Origin of the sequence: Paenarthrobacter sp. C1 (genome assembly GCF_049315185.1) — a bacterium.
Lineage (GTDB): Bacteria > Actinomycetota > Actinomycetes > Actinomycetales > Micrococcaceae > Arthrobacter > Arthrobacter nicotinovorans.
Map to the genome: position 1 here is coordinate 2,888,259 of NZ_CP186052.1, position 25,033 is coordinate 2,913,291.

Sequence of the window (25,033 nt, forward strand, 5' to 3'; positions counted from 1 at the left end):
TGTTGCGTTGCGGATTGCTCCGGATACAACCGGGCACGAATCCTGGACCCGTTGCGTAAGTCGCAGGACTTACTTGGCGAAGTCGCGCTTTTCCTTGATCTTCGCAGCCTTACCGCGCAGTGCGCGCATGTAGTAAAGCTTGGCGCGGCGGACGTCACCCTTGGTGACGACCTCGATCTTGTCGATGATCGGGGAGTGTACCGGGAAGGTACGCTCTACGCCGACACCGAAGGAAACCTTGCGCACGGTGAAGGTTTCGCGAACGCCGTCGCCCTGGCGGCCAAGGACGAAGCCCTGGAAAACCTGGACACGGGAGTTCTTGCCTTCGATGATGTTGACGTGAACCTTGAGGGTGTCACCCGCGCGGAACTCAGGAACATCGTTACGCAGCGAGGCTGCATCTACGCTATCGAGGATATGCATTAATCCACTCCTGGTGAACGCCACAGGTCATTCACTTTGGGTTACGGCGAACAAGCCCGCAGCCCGAAGGCCTACCGGAAATCTCCGCCGAAGTTTTATTAGTGTCCGGTTCCGCCACTGATTGGCGTCACCGGGTTGTCCGACTGTTGGCTGAACTCCCCCTGTGGCAGGTGTCAGCCCAGCAGACACAAGGGTTAATTCTGCCATAAGCGCAGCCATCCAGCCAACTGGCGGGACTGGAACTCCCGACGGCGGCGGGCAGCGCTAGTTGGCGGCGTCGCCGCCGTGCCTGGCCTGCAGGCGTCCATCCACCACGTCATAGCCGAGTTCCGTCAGCGCGTTGCGGTCGGCGCGGCTCAAAGCACCGGCGTCGAAATCCGCCAAGAGGTCAGGCCGGCGCTCTGCGGTGCGGCGGAACTGCTCGTGGCGGCGCCACTGGGCAATTTTTCCGTGGTTGCCGCTGAGCAGGATTTCCGGAACATCGTGGTTCCGCCACGACGAGGGCTTGGTGTAGACGGGATACTCCAGGAGGCCGTCGGAGTGCGACTCCTCGATCAGGGATTCCGGGTTTCCGACCACCCCGGGAAGCAGGCGACCGATTGCCTCAACCATGGCAAGGACAGCTACCTCGCCACCATTGAGAACGTAGTCCCCGAGGCTGACGGGGCGCACCGTGAAGTGGTCCCGGGCCCAGTCCATGACGCGTTCGTCGATGCCTTCGTATCGGCCGCAGGCGAAGACCAGCTGCTCTTCTTCAGCGAGTTCGTAGGCCAGCGCCTGGTTGAAGCGTTGTCCTGCCGGTGACGGAACGATCAATACGGGCTTGGCACCTTCGTGCGCAGGCACCAGCGACTCAAGGGCCTGGGCCCAGGGTTCAGGCTTCATGACCATCCCGGCACCGCCGCCGTACGGGGTATCGTCCACCGTCCGGTGCTTGTCGGTGGTGAAGCTGCGGAGATCGTGGACGTTGAGCTCCAGCAATCCGTCCTGCCGGGCCTTGCCTATGAGGGAGAGCTCAAGGGGGGCCAGGTATTCGGGGAAAATACTGACGACATCAATCCTCATTCAGGCGTCATCCCCCGCAGCATCGTTTGCGTCGTCAGAGGAGTCGTCATTGAGCTCAAAGAGTCCCGCAGGCGGGGTGATGAGGATGTATCCGTCCTCGATGTTGACCTCGGGAACGATTTCATCCACGAAGGGAACAAGGATTTCCTTTCCCTCGTCCGTGGTGATTGTCAGCAGGTCCTGAACAGGCAACGTCGTCAGCGCTGCAACCTTGCCCACGACCTGGGATCCAACGCGCGCTTCCAGCCCAACGAGTTCGTGTTCGTACCAACCCTCGTCGTCGTCTTCGTCGTCGAGTTCCTCGGTTTCGATGTACAGCTTGGCGCCGCGGATGGCCTCGGCGGCATTTCGGTCCGCGATCTCCTCGAATCCGAGCAGCAGGATGTCCTTGTTCCACCTGGCACTGCGGACGGTCAGGGGTCCGGCGGACGCCGGCTCCACGACGAACTCGGTTCCGGCGACGAAGCGCTCTGCGGGTGCGTCAGTGAGTACCTGCACCGTTACCTCGCCGCGAATGCCATGGGGTTTACCGATCCGGGCCACCTGGAGCTGCATGGGTTCCTCTGAATTCCTGTTGTTCCGCGCCGCCGGGCAGCCACGGTGTGAAGTGTTGGACAAAGCAATCCGGCCCCTCCACCATATTCGGTGAAGGGGCCGGATCTAAGACAAGCAGTGCTGAGCGCGTTACCGGCGGCGGTCGGTGTCGACGACGTCGACCCTGACCTGCTCGCCACCAGCCAAGGCGGCAACCACAGTGCGCAGTGCGCGTGCGGTCCGTCCTTGACGGCCGATCACCCGTCCGAGGTCCTCCTGGTGAACGCGCACCTCAAGGGATTCCCCGCGGCGGTTGTTCTTGGCACTGACCTTGACATCCTCAGGGCTGTCAACGATCCCACGAACCAAGTGCTCGAGCGCTTCTGCCAGCAACTTACTCAGCCTCGGTGGTCTCTGCTTCAGCCTCGGCCGGAGCCTCGGCAGCGTCGTCCTTCTTGGCCTTCTTGGTGATGGCTTCCGGGATGATGACGGAACCCTTCTCCGGTGCTACGAAAGCTTCCTTGGGAGCTTTCGTCTTCAGGGTGCCTTCCTGGCCCGGGAGGCCCTTGAACTTCTGCCAGTCACCGGTGATCTTGAGGATCGCAGCAACCTGCTCAGTCGGCTGGGCGCCAACGGAAAGCCAGTACTGGGCGCGCTCGGAAGCGACCTCGATGTACGACGGCTCTTCGGTGGGGTGGTACTTGCCGATTTCTTCAATGGCACGGCCATCGCGCTTGGCGCGGGCATCCATGACGACAATGCGGTAGTACGGTGCGCGCATCTTACCGAAGCGCTTAAGGCGAATCTTTACGGCCACTTTTGTGGTCACTCCTGTTTCTGAAACGGGGTTGAACCCGACGTTTTGCACCCGTGGGGCGGGCCATACTAGACGGTTCGAAGGACAAGATACGAGCACGGAGAGAGGGGCCGCACCGATCGAGTACCTGTCTATTGTGCCAGATGCCCGGGTAGATTACGACTCAAGCCCTCCGGGTCGGTGAGTTCTTGGTCACACCAAGGCCCGGTCAGTGCCCGGACCCAGCCCGAGAGGTGGCTATTCGGACCAGACGTAAAGCCCGGCGCGCTCCGTTTTTTCCACGTCCGTGGCCAGAGCGGCAAGTTGCTGAACGTACTGCCGGGACTGGGCGGCGTCGAACGGCATGTCTTCTTGTTCCGCCCAGGCGGAAGCAACGTCATCCAGGACATTGGCTTCACCTTCGCTCTCATACGTGAGCAATTCGGCCAAGGCCCTCACCATCGCTTCGGGAACGCCAAGCAGCGCGTCACTGGTGACGTCCACCAGCGCGAGTTCGTAGTCAGCGCCTGCGGCATGGACGGCCTGGCCGGCGAGGTCGCCCAGTTGTTCCACCTCGAAGTCCGTTATGCCGTTGATGCGGACTGCAGGGCCTGCGGCATCGGCACCTTTACCCAGGGCTGCCGCCCGCTTGAGTGCTTCGTCGTGGGTGGCTACAAAAATTTCGGCAAAGCCCATGGAAAGTACTCTCAATCCTTCGTGCTGACGGGACGTCCGGCGCAGGCCCGCCAGGGTCCCGAACCGTCACTGCCCAGCCTAGTGCAGCACGGGGCACCGACGGGTACTCCGGCGGGATGCTGCCTAGCGAACAGCCACCCGAAGCTTGTTCCGCCACGGATCTTCGAACTGCAGTTCAGCGCCGGTGTGATGGTTCTGCACCCCGGCAACGCGCAAACGGTCCGCCAAGGCCCCGACATCCTCGCTGGATGTAACCTCGATCAACACTTCCCCCAGCCCAAGAGTGTCCTTGCGGGGGCCGGCACCCCGGCTGTTCCAGACATTCATGGCCATGTGGTGGTGATAGCCGCCGGCGGATACGAACAGTGCTTGGCCGTGCCAGCCCGCGGTCCGCTCGAAGCCCAGGGTCCCGACGTAGAAGTCCTGGGCGGTGGCGACGTCACCCACCTGAAGGTGGACGTGCCCGACACCGGCCGCTGCCTGATGCTGGCCCGTGACGGCCTCTTCGCTCAGGTGCTGCTGAAGGAAACGTTGCGGCGGGAGGGCCACGTTGTCCATGACGACGTTCTTGCCGTCCCACTGCCAGGTTTCACGGGGCTTGTCGTAGTAAAGCTCGATGCCGTTGCCTTCCGGGTCGGTGAAGTAGAACGCTTCGCTGACCAGGTGGTCTGCGCTGCCCACGAACGCCCGGGGTTCGTATCCGGCAGCGGTGGCGATGGTGGCCGCCAGTGAGGGCTGATCCTGGAACAGTATGGCGGTGTGGAACAACCCGGCTTCCCCCCGCCCCGGAATCTGGAGCCCCGCAGCCGGCGCCAGGTGAACCACGGGCTTGCCTGCCCGGCCCAGGTAGAGGCCGCCGTCCTGTTCGGCCACGACCACAAGGCCCAAAGCACGCTGGTAGTAGTCACTCATGACTTTCATGTCGCCGACCTTGAGCATGACAGTGCCCATGGCGAGGTCGGCAGGAAGAAGGTCCTGTGCGGATGATGTGGACATGTGAAGCTCCCGGTGTTGAAGTGTCCGCCTTTCGGCAGGTTCTACTTCTCTAAATTACTTGAAGCTTCAATTTATTCCCAACCATTTGACGCTCATCCCATGAGTTCACCGCGAAGGACCACGTGCTTGAGCCCGGATACCGTCCGTAGGTCGTGCCGGGGATCGTCATGGCAGAGAACGACGTCGGCACTGGCGCCTTCGCTGATGGCGTCGGCTCCCAGCCACTTCCGGGCGCCCCACGCAGCGGCATCCAGGACCGCGGCGGGCGGCAGGCCGGCGTCGTGCAGTTCATGCATTTCGTCCGCGATGCGGCCGTGCTTGATCACGCTGCCCGCATCCGTTCCCGCGTAGACCGCCACCCCGGCCTCGAAAGCCTCAAGGACCCGCTCACGCCGGCGCTGCCACAACCGCGTCATGTGGTCCGCGTACCCGGGGAACTTTGGCGCCGCCTGGGCGGCGATCTCCGGAAAGGTCGCAATGTTCACCAACGTGGGAACGATCGGCACTGACTGCTCCACCAGCCGTGGGATGTGCCGGGGCAGAAGGCCAGTGGCATGTTCGATGCAGTCGATGTTGGCATCCAGCATGTCGTCGATTGTGTCCTCCGCAAAGCAGTGCGCCGTGACCCTGGCACCTTCCTCGTGGGCGGCAGCTACGGCGTCCTTGACCAGCTTTGCCGGAAAAGAGGGCGCCAGGTCGCCAATGCCCCGGTCGATCCAGTCGCCTACGAGCTTCACCCAACCGTCGCCGTCGCGGGCCTCCTTACGGACGGTCTCCACCAGCTGTTCCGGTTCAATCTCATGGCCCAATCCGCGCAGGTACCGACGGCTTCGGGCGATGTGGCGGCCGGACCTGATAATGCGGGGCAAGTCCGTCCGCTGCTGCACCCAACGTGTGTCGCTGGGAGATCCGCAGTCGCGGATCAGCAGGGTTCCCGAAGCGAGGTCGGCCTGGGCCTGCGCGAGGGTGGTGGCGTCGTCCACGGCCCCACCGGCGCCCAATCCGATATGGCAGTGGGCATCCACGAAACCCGGCAGGACCCAACCGTCCAGTACCTTGTCGGGAGGGGACGACGGTTTTTCAAACGTCAGCGCTCCCCCAACAGACCACATTCCTTGGCGCACGTCATCTGCTGCCACGAGCACGGGTCCGCTGAATTCAATGATGTTGGCCATGGCAAAAGCCTAATCCGCAGCGGGGCGGCAGGCTTCGGCGGACTGATGTGACTGGGCGCCCCCTGCCAGCTGTGGTAGCTTCGTCTACGACCACACGGGGGCCCTTGCAGGGGCTGAGATCGGGCTGAGGCAGCCTGCGACCGTTGAACCTGTCCGGGTAATGCCGGCGAAGGAAGTGAGTAATCCTTTGAGCACCACCAAAACACAGCACAGCCCTGCCCAAAGCGAGTCCAGCCCTGCCCAAAACGAGCCTGTTACGCAGTCCCTGAGGTCCCATTCGCTGGCATGGCTTGAAGACCATGATGCCGGAATCCGCGTCCCCGTCACGGAAATCGCGCTGGAGCCCTCCCCCAATGGCCAAGCCAACGCACCACTGCAGGTGTACCGGACGGCAGGCCCGGGCAGCGATCCGGTCGTGGGCCTGGAACCGTTCCGGGCCGCATGGATCGAGTCCCGCGGCGACACTGAGGCCTATTCCGGCCGCGAACGGAACCTGCTCGACGACGGCAAGTCGGCTGTTCGCCGCGGGGCCGCCTCAGCCGAGTGGAAGGGCGCGCAACCGGTGCCTCGGCGCGCCGTCGAGGGTAAGACCGTCACCCAGATGCACTACGCACGGCAAGGCCAGGTAACGCCTGAGATGCGTTTCGTGGCGCTGCGCGAGAATTGCGATGTCGAACTGGTCCGCAGCGAAGTCGCCGCCGGCCGCGCGATCATTCCCAACAACATCAACCACCCCGAATCCGAGCCCATGATTATCGGCAAGGCCTTCCTGGTGAAGATCAACGCCAACATCGGCAATTCGGCCGTCACCAGTTCAATTGCCGAAGAAGTGGACAAGCTTCAGTGGGCTACGCAGTGGGGCGCGGACACCGTCATGGACTTGTCAACCGGCGACGACATCCACACCACCCGCGAGTGGCTGATCCGCAACTCCCCTGTTCCGATCGGCACCGTTCCCATCTACCAGGCGCTGGAAAAGGTCAATGGAGAAGCCAACAAGCTCACGTGGGAAATCTTCCGTGACACAGTGATCGAACAGTGCGAGCAAGGCGTGGACTACATGACGATCCATGCCGGTGTACTGCTCAGGTACGTACCGCTGACCGCCAACCGCGTGACAGGCATAGTTTCCCGTGGCGGGTCCATCATGGCGGGGTGGTGCCTGGCCCACCACCAGGAGAACTTCCTGTACACGCACTTCGACGAGTTGTGCGAAATTTTTGCCAAGTACGACGTCGCGTTTTCCCTCGGCGACGGCCTGCGTCCCGGCGCTACCGCTGACGCCAACGACGCCGCACAATTCGCGGAACTGGACACCCTGGCCGAACTCACACAGCGCGCCTGGGAATTCGACGTGCAGGTGATGGTGGAAGGTCCCGGGCATATCCCGTTCCACCTGGTCCGCGAAAATGTGGAACGGCAGCAGGAACTCTGCAAAGGGGCACCGTTCTACACCCTGGGTCCGCTGGTCACCGACGTCGCCCCCGGCTACGACCACATCACCTCAGCCATCGGTGCCACGGAGATCGCCCGCTACGGTACGGCCATGCTCTGCTACGTCACGCCCAAGGAACACCTGGGCCTACCCAACAAAGACGATGTCAAAACAGGGGTGATCACGTATAAGATCGCGGCGCACGCGGCGGACCTTGCCAAGGGGCACCCCGGCGCACATGAGCGCGACGACGCACTTTCCAAGGCGCGCTTCGAGTTCCGGTGGAGGGACCAGTTTGCCCTCTCCCTCGATCCTGTGACGGCCGAGTCGTTCCACGATGAAACGCTGCCGGCCGAACCCGCCAAAACGGCGCACTTCTGCTCAATGTGCGGGCCCAAGTTCTGTTCCATGCGCATCAGCCAGGACATCCGCGACGAATACGGTTCAGCAGAATCCCAAGCGGCGATCGCCGGAATGTACAGCGGGATGCGGGAAAAGAGTGCGGAGTTCCTCGCCTCCGGTGGAAAGGTCTACCTGCCGGAGCTCCAGGTGGCCTCCGCACGGACGCCGGAGCCGATCGATGGGACCACGCAGTCAGGAAGCCTGAACTGACCTGGCCCGTCCCACCTCTGCGACGAACGAGCGGATGATGTGATCGCCGTCGGGTGAGTCCTGGGGCCGGTGCCCGCCTGCTGCCACACGGCGGAGGGCACCGGTCTCCTGGAGGTACGCGGCGATTTCCTCGTACAGCGGCTCCCAACCACCCGTAAGAACCAGGGTGGGAACACCAGGAACAATGTGCAGTGGAGCTTCCCACGGCGGAGCTTGGAGCCGGAGCCTGCGGGCAGAACGCCGGGCCTCGGGAGAGTCGAGCCCTCCCGTTTCGGCGGAAAACGCGCGGAGGAAATACTCACGCTGGTAATCGGCGTCGTTGAGCTGGCCCCGCACCTCAAACAGCGGTTCCATCAGCGCCCGATATGAAGCGGTAGCGGGAAGCTCAGCAGTCAGGGACAAACAGGCGGGCTCCACCAAGGAAAGCGAATGCACAAGATCAGGGCGCTCAACGGCCGCCAACATGGCGGAGATCGCGCCTTGCTCGTGCGCCACGACGTGGCCGCCCCCTGAATCAGCCAAGGCACCAATCACGATGGCGACGTCGGCAGCGACGTTGGATTCCGCCGGTTCCGCGACCGGATCAAAACCGTGCCTCCGGAGAAAAAGTGCATCATAGCCAAGCGCCATGCCGTGCTGCTTCGGCCAGGCCGCAGCACCAAAACTGCCCAGGCCGTGAAGGAAGACTACGCGCTGCTTATGCATTGGTTCAGCCTATTCGACGGCTCTGACATCCCGGCTCCGACGCGGGGCCGGGATGTCGGCACGGTTATTTACCGAGGAACTTGTCGAAACCCTTGGGAAGGTTGAGCGAGGACGGGTCGAAGTCCGCTGCGCCCTGGCCGAAGGCCGCGCCTGTGGGAGCCGCCGAGGCCGCATTGGCCCGCTTGGCCTCTGCGTCACGCAGCTCCTGGGCAGCCTTGGCCGGGTTGCCCGACCGTGCCTTCTTCTTGGGCGCGTTCTTCCCGTTCTTGCGTCCTCCACCGGGACCACCGAGGCCGGGCATTCCGGGCATGCCCGGCATGCCGCCGCCCTGGGCCAGCTTCTTCATCATCTTCTGCGCCTGGGCGAAACGCTCCAGCAGGCCGTTGACCTCGGAAACATGGACACCTGAACCCTTGGCGATACGGGCGCGGCGTGAGCCGTTGATGATCTTGGGAGCCACACGCTCGTGCGGGGTCATGGAACGGACGATCGCTTCGACGCGGTCGATCTCTTTTTCGTCGAAGTTCTCAAGCTGCTGGCGGATGTTCTGCGCACCCGGCATCATCATGAGCATCTTCTTCATGGAGCCCATGTTGCGGATCTGCTGCATCTGGGCCAGAAAGTCGTCAAGGGTGAAGTCTTCCTGGTCGGCGAATTTCTTCGCCATCCGGGCTGCTTCGTCCTTGTCCCACGCCTTCTCAGCCTGTTCGATCAGGGTAAGTACGTCACCCATGTCCAGGATGCGGGAAGCCATCCGGTCCGGGTGGAAGAGTTCGAAATCGTCAAGGCCTTCGCCCGTTGACGCGAACATGACCGGCTTACCGGTGACCGACGCAACGGAAAGTGCGGCACCACCGCGGGCGTCGCCGTCGAGCTTCGAAAGCACGATGCCGGTGAAGTTGACGCCTTCATCGAACGCCATCGCCGTGTTGACGGCGTCCTGGCCGATCATGGAGTCGATGACAAAAAGGACTTCGTTGGGAATGATCGCCTGGCGGATGCGACGGGCCTGGTCCATCATCTCGGCGTCCACGCCGAGGCGGCCGGCGGTGTCCACGATCACGACGTCGTGAAGCTTCTGGCGGGCTTCCTCGACGCCGGCCTTGGCTACCGCAACCGGGTCACCGGCGGGGTGCTCAAGTTCGGAGGTGGCACCCGGGTGCGGGGCGAACACCGGGACACCGGCGCGCTGGCCAACTACCTGGAGCTGGGTCACTGCGTTGGGGCGCTGAAGGTCGCACGCCACCAGCATGGGGCTGTGGCCCTGGGCCTTGAGCCACTTGGAGAGCTTGCCTGCGAGGGTGGTCTTACCGGCACCCTGAAGGCCGGCCAGCATGATGATGGTGGGGCCGGTTTTGGCCAGGCGTATGCGGCGGGTCTCGCCGCCGAGGATCTCTTTGAGTTCCTCATTGACGATCTTGACGATCTGCTGGCTCGGGTTCAGCGCTCCCGAAACCTCGGCACCCAGGGCGCGTTCACGGATGCGGCCTGTGAACTCGCGGACCACGGACACTGCGACGTCCGCGTCCAGGAGGGCACGGCGGATCTCTCGGACGGTGGCATCGACGTCAGCCTCGGTGAGGCGGCCCTTGCCACGGAGGTTCTTGAAGGTTGCTGTCAACCGGTCAGAGAGTGAATTGAACACGCGCCGCGCACTTCTTTCGATGGTCTACGAATGGTGGCCGGTCCGGCGTTAACCACGGGACTCGACTATCTAGGGTACCAAGTCACGCTGGCAAGGTGGCATGCTGGCACAGTGACCAGTAAAACAACTGTAAAAACGTTGCTCATCCTCGGCGCGTCCGGGGACCTGACAGGCAGGCTGCTCCTGCCCGGACTAGCCGGACTCCTGGCGGCCGGCCGTGCCCCCGGACTGAGGCTGGTGGGCGCCGGTTCGGACCCGTGGTCACCGGATCAATGGCAGGAACGGGTCAAGGGCGCCTTCGAGGCGGCGTCGGAGTCCGCCGATACTGCCGGACGCGCGGCGTTGGCCGCAGTTGCCGAAAGTACCGAATACCACCAGGTGGATGTGACAGCGGATGGCCCCCTGGCCGAACTGCTGGCGCAGCTGGAGGGGCCGGTCGCCGTGTACTTTGCACTGCCTCCCCACGTCAGCCAGAAGGCCTGCGAAATACTGCGGCGTGAGCAGGTGCCGGCCGGCACGCGCCTGGTGATGGAGAAGCCCTTCGGCTCGGGCACTGAATCAGCGCGTGAACTGAACAAGACCCTGGCGGCCCTGGTGCCCGAGGACCACATCCACCGCGTGGACCACTTCCTGGGCAAGGCGACAGTCCTGAATATCCTGGGCCTACGCTTCGCCAACAGATTCCTGGAACCCGTCTGGAACCGTGAGCACGTCGAAAAGGTGGAAATCGTCTTCGACGAAGACCTGGCCCTCGAAGGACGGGCGCGTTACTACGACGCTGCCGGTGCCCTGCGTGACATGATCCAAAGCCATCTCCTGCACATCATGGCTTTCCTGGCCATCGATGCCCCGGCCACCATCGAAGAACGCGATCTCCGTGACGCTGTGGCAACCGTGCTGCGCGCCAGCAGCATCAAAGCCCCCTTCGATGCCTCCACACGGCGGGCCAGGTACACCGCCGGAACCCTCGGCGAACGTACAGTCCCCGACTACGCCGCTGAACAAGGCGTGGATCCCGGGCGCAACACCGAAACCCTGGCCGAAGTCCAGGTGGACATTGATAACTGGCGGTGGAAGGGCGTCCCGTTCATCCTCCGGTCCGGAAAAGCCATGGGAGAACGCCGGAAGGAGGCTGTCATCACCTTCCGGCCGGTTCCCCAGCTGCCGGTGGGCTTTACGGGCGTGGACTCCCCCAACCAACTACGGATTGGTTTCGGGCCGGACACCTTGGAGCTCCATGTCGATGTCAATGGGCCCGGAAACATCTTCACGCTGGACCGCGCGACCCTCATGGCAGAACTGAGCGCAGCGGGAATGCTGCCCTACGGCGAAGTCCTGGAAGGAATCCTCACCGGCGATCCCCTGCTGTCCGTCCGCGGCGACACCGCCGAAGACTGCTGGCGGATCATCGAGCCGGTCCTTCGGGCCTGGGCGGACGGCGAGGTGCCGCTGGAAGAATACGACGCCGGGAGCGAGGGTCCGGCGGGCTGGCCCACCGCCGTCGACAACTAGGTCAGCGCAGCGCAAAGCGGGCCGGATACCTTGAGGGGTACCCGGCCCGCTTTGCCATCACCTGGACGGTGCTGCTGTCCTGGCTACTGTGTTGCTGTCCTAGATTGCGGCTGCGCCACGTTCGCCGGTCCGGACCCGGACCGCTTCATAAACGTCCACGGTCCATACCTTGCCGTCACCTGCGCGTCCGGTATTCGAGCTGGCAATGAGGACATCCAGGATGTCGTCCGCCTGCTCGTCGGTGGCGAGAACCTCGATCCGGATCTTGGGCAGCAAATCCACGTTGTACTCAGCTCCGCGGTATACCTCGGTATAGCCGCGCTGCCGGCCATAACCACTGGCCGCGCTGACCGTCAGGCCCTGGACTCCGTAGGCTTCGAGGCCTTCACGGACCGCTTCAAGCTTTTCGGGACGAACGATCGCTGTGATGAGCTTCATGCCTGGACACTCTCCTTGCCCTCTGCGGGTGCCTTGGTTGCGGTGGTTTCCGACTTGCCGGTCATGGCCTCGTGCAGCGGCTGGAAGCTGCCGCCGTGGCCGTTGATGCCGAACTCGTAAGCGGTCTCAGCGTGGAGGCTGAGGTCAACGCCCACGTTCTCCTGTTCCGTGGAAACCCGGAAGCCCATGGTCTTGTGGATGGCGAAGGCGATGATGGCCGTCATGACAGCCGAGAACGCGATGGCAATGCCGGCCGCAGCAAGCTGTGCCCACATCTGGGTCCATCCTCCGCCGTAGAAGAGGCCGCCTCCAACTCCGTCCACGGACTTGGCGATGAAGCCAAGGGCCACGGTGCCGATGATTCCGGAGACGAGGTGGACTCCCACGACGTCCAAAGAGTCATCGAAGCCCCAGCGGAACTTCAGGCCGACAGCAAGGGCAGAGGCCACACCGGCAACCACACCGAGCGCCAGGGCGCCGATGGGATCAACGTTTGCGCAGGCAGGGGTGATGGCTACCAAACCGGCGACTACACCGGACGCTGCGCCGAGCGATGTCGGGTGGCCGTCGCGGATACGTTCCGTGATGAGCCAGCCGATCATGGCTGCCGCGGGTGCTGCCAGGGTGTTGATCCAGATCAGGCCCGCCTGTTCCGCAGTGGTAGCTGCGCCGCCATTGAAGCCGAACCAGCCAAACCACAGAACTGCAGCACCGAGCATGACGAACGGGATGTTGTGGGGACGGTGGTTGGGGTCCTTGCCGAAACCGCGGCGGTTGCCAATGATGAGGACCAGGACGAGAGCTGCAACACCGGCGTTGATGTGAACCACGGTGCCGCCGGCGAAGTCGATGGCCGGGCCGAGGGCCTTGCCGATTGCGCCTTCGGGGCCGAACAAGCCTCCACCCCAGACCATGTAGGCCAGTGGGCAGTAGACCAGGGTGACCCAGACCGGAACGAAGATGCTCCAGGCACCAAACTTGGCACGGTCTGCGATCGCACCGCTGATGAGGGCGACGGTGATGATGGCGAACGTAGCTGCGTAGCCAATCTTGATCATCGCGTCCGGGGTGGTTTCAACTCCGATAAGACCGAACGAAGCGAACGGGTTGCCCACGATCTCCAGGAAACCTTCCCCGGAGCTCATCGATGCGCCCCACATCACCCAGACGACCCCGACGATGCCGATGGAGATGAAGCTCATCATCATCATGTTCAGGGCTGCTTTGGCGCGTGTCATGCCGCCGTAGAAAAATGCCAGACCAGGTGTCATGAACAGCACAAGCGCCGCCGCCACCATGACCCATACGTGACCTGCGGTAAGTTCCATGGTGCACGTTCCTCTCTTGCTAGATCTGCGGTTCAACCGCTGTCCTGACGCCTTTTGCGTCCTGCTTAAGAGTTTTGTGCCGCCGTGTTTCACCTGCGCTGGATTTATATTGCGGGCCGGTTACAACAACCTCCCCAACGTAAATGGTGCATATCTCCGATGTTACGGATATGTTTCAGGCGTCAGACTTCACAGGAATTGCCCAGCTCAACCCCGTCGCAGCGCAGAAGTGCCAAAAACCCACCAGAAGGACCAGCCCCGAATGACCCAGTCGTCCCGATCCACCAAAGTTCCAAGGATCCGGCAGGAAAAGGCGCCCTTGCCACGGGACATCAAGGTGATGTTGGCTGCCGCGTTCCTGATCGCCTTGGGATTCGGGCTGGTCGCTCCCGTTCTGCCGCAATTCGCCACGACCTTCGACGTCGGTGCCACCGCGGCTGCCGTGATCGTGAGCATCTTCGCTTTCATGCGGCTGGTCTTCGCACCGGCGGGCGGGGCATTGATCGGACGGTTCGGGGAACGGAACGTGTACGTCTCCGGCCTTTTGATCGTTGCCGTATCCACCGCAGCCTGCGCGTTTGCCCAGGACTACTGGCAGCTGCTGATCTTCCGCGGACTCGGCGGGGCCGGCTCGGTGATGTTTACCGTTGCGGCCATGGGACTGCTCATCCGGCTCGCACCGCCGGAACGGCGTGGCAGGGTATCAGGCGCCTATGCTTCGGCGTTCCTGATTGGCAGCGTCCTGGGGCCGGTGGTGGGTGGCTTGCTGGCAGGTTTCGGGCTGAGGGTTCCCTTCCTGGCCTATGCCGGAGCGCTCCTTGTTGCTGCCCTGGTGGTCCGGACAATGCTCCGAGGTGACGGCAATGCCGCCCAAGAGGCGGGACCGGCACCCGCAATGGCTTTGAAAGAGGCGCTGTCCGACTCCGCCTACCGCGCCGCGGTTTTTTCCAGCTTCGGCAACGGCTGGGTGACGTTCGGCGTCCGCATGGCTACCATCCCGCTCTTTGCTGTGGCCGTCCTGGATTCACGTCCGGAAACCGCGGCGTGGGCACTGGCCGTGTTCGCCGTCGGAAATGCCCTTGCCCTGACGTTCTCCGGCCGCCTGGCAGATGCCTGGGGACGAAAACGCCTGCTGATCCCTGGCCTGGTCATCACTGGACTGGCCACAGGGCTCATCGGCCTGACCACGGATCTGGCTGCTTTCTTCATCGCCTCCGCCATAGCAGGCTTCGGCTCCGGATTGCTGGGGCCGGCGCAGCAGGCCGCCGTCGCCGATGTCATTGGAAGGGGACGCTCGGGCGGCAAGGTGCTTGCCGTCTTCCAGATGGCTGCCGATACTGGCGCAATCATCGGCCCGGTGGTTGCCGGCCTGATCGCCGACCGCTTGGGCTATGGCTGGGCGTTCGGCCTGACGGGTGCGGTGCTGTTGGTCACCGCGGCAGCGTGGCTGCCTGCAAGGGAACCCCTTAAACCCAGGAACTGACCGGCGGCCGAGGTTGCCCGGTTTCGGGTCAACCACTGCTGCCGGCCAGTCCAGTGGGAGTTCTGTTTGGCTGGAGCTCTTCAGCTGTTCCGCTGTTTAGTTGAGCAGTGCGTCAACGAAACTTTCCGCTTCGAAGGGTGCAAGGTCGTCCGGGCCTTCACCCAGGCCGATCAGCTTTACCGGAACGCCGAGGGACTTCTGGATGGCGACAACGATGCCGCCCTTGGCCGTGCCGTCGAGCTTGGTCAGCACGATGCCGGTGATGTTGACCACTTCAGCAAAAACCCGTGCCTGGTTGAGTCCGTTCTGGCCGGTGGTGGCGTCCAGTACCAGCAGGACCTCGTCCACCTCCGCCAGCTTCTCGATGACCCGCTTCACCTTGCCCAGCTCATCCATGAGGCCGGTCTTGTTTTGCAGGCGTCCTGCCGTGTCCACCATGACCACATCGACCTCCTGGTCGATGCCTGCCTTCACGGCCTCGTAGGCAACCGAGGCGGGGTCCGCGCCGTCGATGTCGGACTTGACCGTGGGCACACCCACGCGCTGTCCCCACGTGGCCAGCTGCTCAGCCGCGGCGGCACGGAAGGTGTCAGCAGCACCGAGCAGCACGTCCTTGTCTTCGGCCACCAGGACACGCGCCAGCTTGCCCACGGTGGTGGTCTTGCCGACGCCGTTCACACCGACAACAAGCACGACGGCGGGACGGTCGCCTTTGCGTTCGACGTTCAGTGAACGGTCCATCCCGGGATCAACCAGCTTGATGAGCTCTTCCCTGAGCATGGCCTTGACGTCTTCGGGGCTGCGGGTGCCCAGGACTTTGACACGCTCACGCAATGCATCAACCAACTGCATGGTGGGCTCGGTGCCGAGATCGGCCAGGAGAAGGGTTTCCTCCACCTCATCCCAGACGTTCTCGTCGATCTTGTCGCCGGACAGCAAGGCCAGCAGGCCCTTGCCGAGGATGTTGTTGGACTTGACCAGGCGGGCGCGCAGGCGGGTCAGGCGCCCTTCGACCGGCGCCGGGGTGTCGATGGCGATGGTTTCGAGCCCTGCGGCGTCGTCCGGAACATCCGTGCCTTCGACTGTTCCGTCAAAGGTCGGGGCCGGTGCCTTAGCCGCATCCGGGCGGTCCTCCACAAGGGTTCCGCCGCCTGCTGCCGACGACTGCAAAGGATCGTTCGCATCTCGCGTTCCGGGGTATTTTGCGCCCGATTTGCGGGCCTTCATCAATACCGGCACGAGTCCGCCGACCACTACGAGCGCAGCGAGAATGGACAGAATTATGGGTAGGAAATCGTTCACTCCCCTACCTTCTCATAAAGCTAAGCCCCGGCACCGAGCCTCTGGCTGATGACGGTTGACACGCCATCACCGCGCATCGTCACACCGTAGAGGGCATCGGCCACTTCCATGGTGCGCTTTTGGTGGGTGATCACGATGAGCTGGCTGGACTCCCGCAATTCTTCAAAGATGGTGATGAGCCGGCCCAGGTTGGTGTCATCCAGCGCCGCTTCGACTTCGTCCATGACATAGAACGGTGAAGGCCTCGCCTTGAAGATGGCAACCAGCAGTGCGACAGCAGTCAGGGAGCGCTCACCACCTGAAAGCAGTGAAAGCCTCTTGATCTTCTTCCCGGCGGGACGGGCCTCTACCTCGATGCCCGTGGTCAACATGTCATCCGGATCAGTAAGAACCAGCTTTCCCTCGCCACCGGGGAAGAGCCTGGCAAAGACGTGGTCGAACTGGGCTGAGGTGTCCGCGAAAGCTTCCGTGAAGACCTGCTGGACGCGTTTGTCCACCTCTTTGATGATGTCCAGCAGGTCTTTCCGGCTGGACTTGAGATCTTCCAACTGCGAGCTCAGGAACTGGTGCCGCTCTTCCAGGGCTGCAAACTCCTCGAGCGCCAGCGGGTTCACTTTGCCCAGGGCTGCCAGCTCGCGCTCGGCCTTCTTCAGCCGCTTCTCCTGCTCCGCCCGGACAAAGGGAACACCTTCCACCACAGGTTCGCCGTTTTCGTCGACGGGGGCCCGCAGTTCGGCCCATTTGTCCGTGGTGGATCCGGCGGGAAGCGGAACCGGCCGGTCCGGGCCGTAGTCGGCAATGAGCTGCTCAGCGGAAAGTCCCAGTTCCTCGATTGCCCGGCTTTCCAAGGCCTCGATCCGCAGCCGCTGTTGTGTCCGTGCCATCTCATCCCGATGCACCGAATCGGTCAGTTCGGCAAGCTCGCGTGCCAGGGCCTCGTTGCCCGAGCGGACGTCCGAAAGCTCTTTTTCAAGGAGTTCGCGTTTCTGCTCGGCCTGGTCCCGTTCATCGGCAGCCACCTCCACCGAGACGTCCACGTAGCGCAGAGTCTGTTCGACCGCCGAAACAACAGCGGCAGCACGCTGGGCCTGTGCCCTGCGACGCTGGGCCCGTCGTGCAGCCTCCTCACGCGCACGGCGTTCGGTGGCTGCAGCCCGCTCCAGGGAGGCAGCCCGGTTGCTGACCGCGCCAAGTTGCTCTTCGGCAGTGCGAAGCGCCAGCCGGGCTTCCGTCTCCAGGGCGCGGGCCGTCCTCGCCTCAGCGGCAAGTTCATCCCGCTGGTCGGTGGAGGGTTCCTCGTCAGGGACTTCCTGGGCGGCAGCAAGGCGCTCGGCAGCAACTTCCAGATCCAGCTGCGCCTCCGCAATATTTGCTTCAGCCTTGGCCATGGAGGCCGCCAGACGATCGCTTTCGCCCACTGCGCTGCGCAGAACAGAATTCAGGTGGCCCAGGCGTTCGGCGACAGCAGCAAGCCGCGCGTCGGACTCATGCAGTCTTTCCAGTGCGGCATCGGCACGGTCCTGCGCTTCGGCGCGGCGGGCCTGGGCCCCGGCGAGGGCGAAACGGCCACGCTCCAGCCGGGCGGTGACCTCATGAAGGCGGGCATCGGCGTCGTCCACTGCGGCCTGGACTTCAAGAAGCGATGGTGCGGTGGCTGAGCCGCCAAGGACGGTCACGGCGGTAAAAACGTCACCGTCGGTGGTGACTGCCTTCACTTCAGGGTGGTCCGCGACCAGCGCCGCCGCCGTGCGGAGGTCATCGACCACGACGGTATTGGCCAGGAGTCCGAGGGCACCGTGGCCCGCCGGGTCGGCTATTTTTACGACGTCGACAGCCCGGCGGCATCCCGCAGGCAGTTCGACGGCGGTCCGGGCGTCGTCTTCTTCGGCGAAACCGCCGGCCAAGAGCAACGCCGCACGACCGGCGTCGTCCTTCTTCAACAGACCCAAGGCAGCAACGGCGGCGTCGGCACCGGCAACCACCAGGGCATCCGAGGCGCTGCCCAGGGCCGCGGCAATGGCGGCCTCGCAGCCGGGCTCGATGCTGATCAAACCCGCCAGCGGACCGAGTACTCCTTCGGCCGTCAGCAGGTGCCCGGAGCCATCTTTGCGGTTGAGTCCGAGCTGAAGCGCATCCCGCCGGGCCGTCAGGGCGTCCCGCTCACGGACTGCCTCCCGCTCGGAAGCCTTGAGTTCTTCAATTTCGGCAAGTACTCCGTCCAGCGCCGCGCTTGCTTCCTCGTATTCGGCATCCAGGCTTTCCTCGCCGTCCTCGACGCCGGCGACTTGCGCTTCAAGGGCGGCGAACTCGCTTTGCGCCTTTCTACGCCGCTCATCTCCGGCCCCCAGCGACTCCCGCAACCTGCCGCGCTCGGCCTCGGCTGCCTCTGCCCGGGACCGTGCGGCAGCAAGCTGGCCGGCGAGACGGGCAAGCCCCTCGCGGCGGTCGGCTGCAGCTCGCAACATGACTGTGAGGCGTTTGTCTTCGGCGGCTGCGAGTGCTTCGGCTGCGTCCTTGGCGACGGTGGCTTCAAGCAGTGCGGCCTGTTTTGCCAGGATGTCGTGTTCCAGGGCTGCTTGTTCCTCGCGGACCCTGGCGGCCTGGCGCTCGAGGTGTTCCGGATCGCGCCCCGATTCGGGTGCAGTTTCGGAGGAGCCCAGCAGGCGCCGCCGTTCAGCGGCCAGCGAACCCAGCGAACGCAGACGCTCCCTGCCGGCGGAGAGCTGGTACCAGGTATCGCGGGCGGCGTTGAGGCGGGGGGTTGCTTCTGCGGCGTGCTGTTCCAGCTCTGCTTGCCGTCGCCGTCCCACGCCCAGCCCGGCTTCGACTACCTGGCGGCGTTCCTTGAGCGCGGCTTCGTCGGCGACGTCCTGTTCCAGGGTGGTTGTCAGTTGTACGAGGTCGTCGGCAAGGAGACGGGCGCGGGCGTCGCGTACGTCGAACTGGACGGTTTGGGCGCGGCGGGCGATTTCGGCCTGTTTCCCCAAGGGGGTCAGTTGCCGACGGATTTCGGCGGTGAGGTCACTGAGCCGTGCCAGGTTGGCCTGCATGGCCTCCAGCTTGCGCACTGTTTTTTCTTTGCGCCGCCGGTGCTTGAGGATGCCTGCGGCTTCTTCGATGAAGCCCCGGCGGTCTTCGGGCGTAGCGTGTAGGACGCGGTCCAGTTGGCCTTGGCCAACAATCACGTGCATTTCCCGGCCGAGACCGGAATCCGAGAGGAGTTCCTGGATGTCCAGCAGCCGGCACGGCGCACCGTTGATGGCGTATTCGGAACCACCGGCGCGAAAGAGGGTGCGGGAAATGGTTACTTCGCTGTACTCGATGGGAAGCGCGTTGTCCGCGTTGTCGATGGTCAGCGACACATGGGCCCTGCCAAGTGGCGGGCGGCCCGAGGTTCCGGCGAAGATGACGTCTTCCATTTTTCCGCCGCGCAGTGTTTTTGCGCCCTGCTCGCCCATGACCCAGGCCAGCGCGTCCACCACGTTGGATTTGCCGGATCCATTGGGACCGACGACGGCAGTGACGCCGGGCTCGAAGTCGAACGTCGTGGCCGACGCAAACGACTTGAATCCGCGGACGGTCAAACTTTTCAAATGCAAGGCGCTTCGGTTCTCCTGGGTGGCCCGGGTGTTTGTGTCCCCCTAAATCTACTGCCGTTTACGTGAAATCCACGGATCTGCAGCGGGAAAGCCTTGCGGCAGGGATGCCGCACCCCTACACTCCTGCCAAGGGTTACTTGGTGGATTCGTTCCGGTGATCCGGCCTCGGCTTGAACTTCTGTTCGGCTTTGGCTGGATCCGGTCCCGTAGTAGGAACGCCTGTCCACAAGGCACCGTGGTTTCCATAACTGAAGATCTTGGTTTGACCCTGGCTGGGGAGCGGCAAGCAGGGGCTGTGTGAAGACGCAGACCCGTCGTAGCAATTGGCGTACCACTCCAGGAGTTCTCATGCCCGGTCCTTCAGCAACCCCACCTCAGCGGGCCCTCAAGGGGCTGCTCTTCACTTTGGTGCTGGCAATGGTGGCAGCGTTGCTGCCCCTGACCGCCCCCGCGGCTGTGGCGGCGGGCCCCTGCGACCCCATAGTGAACGCTGTGGCGTGTGAGAATTCCAAACCGGGCAGCCCGCCCTCGGAATGGGACATTGACGGGGCCGGGGATGACACAATCCAGGGTTTCTCCACCGAGATCAGCGTCAATGCCGGACAACCCATCCGCTTCAAGATCGACACGAAGGCCCCCAGCTACACCATCGCGATCTACCGCACGGGCTGGTATGGAGGCAACGGTGCGCGGAAGATTGCCGACGTCACTCCATCGGTCCTGCGCCAGACGCAGCCCGCATGCAGGAACGATCTGACGACCGAACTCTATGACTGCGGTACCTGGGCTGTTTCGGCCACCTGGCAGGTACCTGCGACCGCGGTCTCCGGGGTCTATATCGCCCTTCTCACTCGCCCGGATACGGGCGGCCAGAGCCACATCACCTTCATCGTCAGGAACGACGGAAACCGTTCATCGATCGTTTTCCAAACAGCGGACCAGACCTGGCAGGCCTACAACACGTATGGCGGCGCCGACTTCTACCAGGGGGCCGTCAACGGGCGCGCCTACAAAGTGAGCTACAACCGCCCCGTGAACACCCGGGGCGGCATCGGAGGCCGGGACTTCTACTTCGCCAACGAATATCCGATGGTGCGGTTCCTGGAACAAAACGGCTATGACGTCAGCTACGTCAGCGGCCTTGACGTTGACCGCAATGGTGCGGAGCTGCTGAACCACAAGGTATTTCTTTCCGTCGGCCACGACGAATACTGGTCCGGCCCCCAAAGGGCCAATGTTACTGCGGCCCGCGACGCGGGCGTCAACCTCCAGTTCCTTTCGGGCAATGAAATGTACTGGCGTACGCGGTTCGAGCCCTCCTCCGTGGACGGCGCCGCGGGCCGCACCTTGACCTGCTACAAGGAGACGTGGAGCAACGGAAAGATCGACCCCACCAGCCAATGGACCGGAACATGGCGGGATCCGCGCTACGCATCCCAGGCCAATGGCGGTGGTCTGCCCGAAAACGGATTGACGGGCACGCTGTATATGTCCAACTACACCGACCTTCCAGTGACGGTGTCAGCCGCTGAAGGAAAGTCGCGGTTGTGGCGCAATACCTCACTGGCTTCCCTGCCCGCAGGTGCCACTGCTGCCTTGGCGCCGCACACAGTGGGCTATGAATCCGACGAGGACCTCGATAACGGTTTCCGGCCGTCAGGTCTGATCCAGCTGTCCACAACAGTCGGCAGCGTCAGCGAGTACCTCCAGGATTACGGAAATACGGTCAAGCCCGGCACAACCACGCATCACATCACCCTGTACCGGGCGGCCAGCGGGGCTCTTGTCTTCTCGGCCGGCAGCGTCCAGTGGACCTGGGGCCTGGATCAGGAGCACGACGGCGACGGCGCCGCTGCCGATATGCGCATGCGGCAGGCTCAAGTGAACTTGTTTGCGGACATGGGCGTTCAGCCGGCAACCCGCGCGGCCGGGCTTGTTGCTGCGAGCGCGAGCTCGGATCTGACCGGCCCCACGGCGACCATCACCGCTCCAGCCAACGGCGCAACCATCGCGCACGGAAGCAGCGTGACGGTCACCGGAACTGCCACGGACACCGGCGGTGTTGTGGCCGGCGTCGAGGTTTCCACCGACGGCGGTACTACCTGGCACCCGGCCCAGGGCAAGGCTTCCTGGACCTACACCTACATCCAGAAGGGCCTGGACACCGCCGCGATCCAGGTTCGGGCCGTGGATGACAGCGCCAACATCGGAGCCGTGTCTACGAGGAACCTTGGCCTCACCGGACCCTACAGCGTCTTTGGCCAAACTGTCCCTGCCATCACCGACTCCGGAGACGGCGGTGCCTACGAAATGGGCCTGCGGTTCACGCCCTCAGTGAATGGCTTCGTGACGGGGGTCCGGTTCTACAAGAGCTCGGCCAATACCGGAACCCACACGGGTTCGTTGTGGAGCTCCACCGGCACCCGCCTGGCTACCGCCACTTTTGCCAATGAAACCGCCTCGGGCTGGCAGAGCGTGCTGTTCAGCCAGCCGGTAGCAGTTTCCGCGGGCCAAAAGTACACGGTCTCGTACTGGGCACCCAGGGGGCACTATGCCACCAAGGACTACCAGTGGGCGAGCTTTGGATTCAATGATCCGCCGTTGAAGGTCACCGGTGGTTTCGGGGCGGAGCCTGCGGGCGTGTACAACACCTCGCAAGGCTTCCCGACCACCAGTTTCAACGGTGGCAACTACTTCGTTGATGCAGTTTTCAGCACCGTGGATACTTCGCCGCTGACGGTGTCCGGGCAGTCCCCCATTCCGTCATCGTCCAGCGTCCCCGTGACCACCAAGGTCAGCGCCTCCTTCTCCAAGCCAGTGACCCCAGCCAGCGTCCAGCTGGTCCTGAAGTCTTCTGCCGGAACGGTAACGGGCACTACGAGCTATGACGCGACCACGCGCAAGGCAACGTTCACTCCGGCATCCCAGCTGGCCTTCAGCACCGTGTACACGGCAACGTTGTCAGGCACTGACAGCACGGGAGGCCAGGTCACCTCGGGCGGCACGTGGACCTTCACCACCGCTGCCACGGCGTCCGTGCCGGGATCGTGCCCGTGCAGCCTCTATGACGACTCCGTTACTCCCGGCATCGCGGAAATCCAGGACGGAGTCCCGCTGACCTTGGGAGTACGGTTCACCAGTGTCTCCGCCGGTCAGGTGACCGGGGTCCGCTTCTACAAGTCAGCCGGCAACACCGGCACCCATACAGGCGCGCTCTACACAGCGGGCGGGCAGCAGCTGGCAACGGTCACCTTTGCCAATGAGAGCAGTTCCGGGTGGCAGACGGCCATGTTCAGCCAGCCGGTCCAAATGGCTGCCAATACCGAGTACATAGCTAGCTACAAGTCAACCACGGGCGCATATTCGGCAACCGCCAACGGCTTTGGGGCCGGACTGAGCGTTGGACCGTTGCGGACTGTGTCGGACGCCGGGGCCTACAGCTACAGCGGGGACTTCCCTGCTTCGAGGTCCTCCACCAGTTACCTGGTGGACGTAGTGGTGGTGGTCTCGGCGCCTCCGTTCACCGTTGGTGGCCACTCCCCCATTCCGAACGCCTCGAGCGTTCCGCTCAACACAACGGTCAGCGCGGTTCTTTCGGAAGCAGCCGTGTCCTCAAGCGTCGCTCTGTCACTCAAGACGGCCGCAGGTGCCGCCGTTGCCGGGACCACTGTCTATGACAGCAACACCCGCAAGGTGACCTTCACGCCCTCGGCACCTTTGGCGGCGGCTACTTCCTACACGGCCACGGTGACTGCTACGGCCGTTTCCGGACAACCAATGTCATCCGGTGGGACGTGGCAGTTCACCACAGTACAGGCCGCGGGCACACCCGGTTCGTGCCCGTGCACCCTGTACGAGGACACGGTGACGCCAACGACCCTCGAAGTAGATGATGGCGTGCCCTTGACCTTGGGTGTCCGCTTCACCAGCGACACTGCGGGCCAGGTGACCGGTGTGCGCTTCTACAAGTCGGCCGGCAACACCGGGACCCACACCGGATACCTCTACACGGTGGGCGGCCAGGTCCTGGCGACCGTGACGTTCACGAACGAATCCAGTACCGGCTGGCAGACTGCTACGTTCAGCCAGCCCGTGAACATCCAGGCGGACACCGAGTATGTAGCTGCCTACAAGACGCCCACAGGCAAGTACTCCTACACCTCCGGTGGCTTCGGTGAAGGCTTCACGAGCGGACCGCTGAAGACCCAGCCGGATTCGGGGGCGTACTCCTACACCAGTGACTTCCCGAGTACGGCGTCCACGGCCAGCTACCTGGTGGACCTGGTCTTCACCGTAGCCGCACCTCCCCTGTCCATCAGTGCCCAGGTGCCCGCTCCAGGAGCCACCGCCATTCCCACGGACGTGAAACCATCCATCACGTTCTCCACCGCCATCAATCCGGGCGCCACGTTCACTTTGACCGCGAACGGATCCTCTGTCGCAGGAACGGCAGCACTCTCAGCTGACGCCCGCACCATCACGTTCACGCCGACGGCCGCCCTTCCCGCCAACACCCAGATATCCGCCAACGTCTCGGGCGTGGCCACCCCGCAGGGGCAAACCCTGCCCCCGACCACCTGGCAGTTCACCACGGCGGCGGCAGCCGTCCAGCAATCGACGATCTTCGGTTCGTTGCTTCCCCAGGTTGCCGCCAACTCCGACCCGCTTTCGGTGGAGCTCGGAACTGCCTTCACGGTGTCCCAGGCGGGGAACGTCACAGGGATCCGCTTCTACAAGGGAACCGGGAACACAGGCACCCATGTTGGCTCGCTGTGGAACGCCGCAGGCACCAGGCTGGCACAGGTGACCTTCACCAACGAAACAGCGACCGGCTGGCAAACCGCCACCTTGGCAACCCCGGTTGCCTTGTCTACCGGACAGACCTACGTGGTCTCCTACCGGGCGCCAAACGGCCGCTACTCCTCAACGCAGGGATTCTTTAACCAGACATGGACGAGCGGAGTGTTCACGGCCTCGGGCCCCAACAACGGACGCTACCGGTACGGCTCAGGCGGCGTGATGCCCACCAGTTCCTGGAACGCCACGAACTACTTCGTGGATGTGGTGTACTCCACCGCAGCTCCAGCCCAGCAGCAGGCGGCGCCGTCACCATCACCTACTGCCACGCCGACAGCAACCCCAACAGCGACAGCAACCCCAACAGCGACGGCAACGGCAACAGCTACGGCAACAGCGACCCCGACCCCGTCACCGACAGCGACCCCGTCACCCAGCCCGACCCAGACTGGACTCGTCTGCGGCTTGCTCGGGATCTGCTGAAGCAACAAC

18 protein-coding genes and 1 riboswitch are annotated in these 25,033 nt (G+C 63.6%); of the genes, 4 read left to right on the forward strand and 14 right to left on the reverse strand.

Going from position 1 to position 25,033, the window contains the following annotated elements:
• Positions 1-69 precede the first annotated feature (69 nt).
• From rplS to ACNAOU_RS13590, 8 genes are all read right to left on the reverse strand, one after another.
• Positions 70-423: a 50S ribosomal protein L19 gene (gene rplS, locus ACNAOU_RS13555; protein WP_014922079.1), complete on the reverse strand. Its 354-nt coding sequence runs from the start codon at positions 421-423 to the stop codon at positions 70-72.
• Positions 424-687: 264 nt separating this feature from the next.
• Entirely contained in the window at positions 688-1,488 is an 801-nt protein-coding gene (trmD, locus tag ACNAOU_RS13560; protein ID WP_422757074.1) for a tRNA (guanosine(37)-N1)-methyltransferase TrmD, read from the reverse strand.
• A complete protein-coding gene (gene rimM / locus ACNAOU_RS13565; protein WP_064723397.1) occupies positions 1,489-2,043 on the reverse strand; it encodes a ribosome maturation factor RimM in 555 nt (184 codons plus the stop codon).
• A 129-nt stretch (positions 2,044-2,172) separates the two neighbouring features.
• Positions 2,173-2,415, reverse strand: a complete 243-nt coding sequence (locus tag ACNAOU_RS13570) for an RNA-binding protein (protein WP_011775119.1) — start codon at positions 2,413-2,415, stop codon at positions 2,173-2,175.
• A 1-nt stretch (position 2,416) separates the two neighbouring features.
• Entirely contained in the window at positions 2,417-2,839 is a 423-nt protein-coding gene (gene rpsP, locus ACNAOU_RS13575; protein ID WP_018776208.1) for a 30S ribosomal protein S16, read from the reverse strand.
• A 237-nt stretch (positions 2,840-3,076) separates the two neighbouring features.
• On the reverse strand, positions 3,077-3,514 hold the full coding sequence (locus ACNAOU_RS13580) for a hypothetical protein (RefSeq protein ID WP_018776209.1): 438 nt from the start codon (positions 3,512-3,514) through the stop codon (positions 3,077-3,079).
• A 123-nt stretch (positions 3,515-3,637) separates the two neighbouring features.
• Positions 3,638-4,510 (reverse strand): VOC family protein, encoded by an 873-nt coding sequence (locus tag ACNAOU_RS13585; protein WP_422757075.1) that lies wholly within the window; start codon positions 4,508-4,510, stop codon positions 3,638-3,640.
• A gap of 92 nt (positions 4,511-4,602) precedes the next feature.
• Positions 4,603-5,685 carry an amidohydrolase family protein gene (locus ACNAOU_RS13590; RefSeq protein WP_422757077.1) on the reverse strand — a complete coding sequence of 361 codons (1,083 nt, stop codon included), beginning with the start codon at positions 5,683-5,685 and terminating at the stop codon, positions 4,603-4,605.
• Positions 5,686-5,769: 84 nt separating this feature from the next.
• Positions 5,770-5,877: riboswitch (TPP riboswitch) on the forward strand.
• Between ACNAOU_RS13590 and thiC the strand changes: the two genes are divergently transcribed.
• Positions 5,873-7,732: a phosphomethylpyrimidine synthase ThiC gene (gene thiC / locus ACNAOU_RS13595; protein ID WP_413306067.1), complete on the forward strand. Its 1,860-nt coding sequence runs from the start codon at positions 5,873-5,875 to the stop codon at positions 7,730-7,732. (Overlaps the previous riboswitch by 5 nt.)
• On the opposite strand, the gene ACNAOU_RS13600 is transcribed toward thiC, so the two are convergent.
• Positions 7,715-8,437, reverse strand: coding sequence for an alpha/beta fold hydrolase (locus ACNAOU_RS13600; protein ID WP_039241905.1), 723 nt, complete (start codon positions 8,435-8,437; stop codon positions 7,715-7,717). The two genes, thiC and ACNAOU_RS13600, sit on opposite strands and share 18 nt — an antisense overlap.
• 64 nt (positions 8,438-8,501) lie before the next feature.
• Entirely contained in the window at positions 8,502-10,082 is a 1,581-nt protein-coding gene (gene ffh / locus ACNAOU_RS13605; protein ID WP_018776214.1) for a signal recognition particle protein, read from the reverse strand.
• A 111-nt stretch (positions 10,083-10,193) separates the two neighbouring features.
• On the opposite strand from ffh, the gene ACNAOU_RS13610 reads away from it, so the two are divergent.
• Complete coding sequence (locus ACNAOU_RS13610) at positions 10,194-11,594, forward strand: glucose-6-phosphate dehydrogenase (protein ID WP_413306061.1); 1,401 nt, start codon at positions 10,194-10,196, stop codon at positions 11,592-11,594.
• Positions 11,595-11,693: 99 nt separating this feature from the next.
• On the opposite strand, the gene ACNAOU_RS13615 is transcribed toward ACNAOU_RS13610, so the two are convergent.
• Positions 11,694-12,032, reverse strand: coding sequence for a P-II family nitrogen regulator (locus ACNAOU_RS13615; protein WP_017199639.1), 339 nt, complete (start codon positions 12,030-12,032; stop codon positions 11,694-11,696).
• The gene (locus ACNAOU_RS13620) at positions 12,029-13,360 is read right to left on the reverse strand and encodes an ammonium transporter (protein ID WP_018776216.1); all 1,332 of its coding nucleotides are present in this window, start codon (positions 13,358-13,360) and stop codon (positions 12,029-12,031) included. The genes ACNAOU_RS13615 and ACNAOU_RS13620 overlap by 4 nt, the downstream gene beginning before the upstream one ends.
• Before the next feature lie 262 nt (positions 13,361-13,622).
• On the opposite strand from ACNAOU_RS13620, the gene ACNAOU_RS13625 reads away from it, so the two are divergent.
• Complete coding sequence (locus ACNAOU_RS13625) at positions 13,623-14,843, forward strand: MFS transporter (RefSeq protein WP_193590648.1); 1,221 nt, start codon at positions 13,623-13,625, stop codon at positions 14,841-14,843.
• Positions 14,844-14,939: 96 nt separating this feature from the next.
• On the opposite strand, the gene ftsY is transcribed toward ACNAOU_RS13625, so the two are convergent.
• Both ftsY and smc read right to left on the reverse strand, forming a co-directional pair.
• A complete protein-coding gene (ftsY, locus tag ACNAOU_RS13630; protein WP_018776218.1) occupies positions 14,940-16,145 on the reverse strand; it encodes a signal recognition particle-docking protein FtsY in 1,206 nt (401 codons plus the stop codon).
• A 20-nt stretch (positions 16,146-16,165) separates the two neighbouring features.
• Positions 16,166-19,744, reverse strand: coding sequence for a chromosome segregation protein SMC (smc, locus tag ACNAOU_RS13635; protein ID WP_416430213.1), 3,579 nt, complete (start codon positions 19,742-19,744; stop codon positions 16,166-16,168).
• A 348-nt stretch (positions 19,745-20,092) separates the two neighbouring features.
• On the opposite strand from smc, the gene ACNAOU_RS13640 reads away from it, so the two are divergent.
• On the forward strand, positions 20,093-25,024 hold the full coding sequence (locus ACNAOU_RS13640) for a DUF4082 domain-containing protein (RefSeq protein WP_422757078.1): 4,932 nt from the start codon (positions 20,093-20,095) through the stop codon (positions 25,022-25,024).
• Positions 25,025-25,033: the final 9 nt, after the last annotated feature.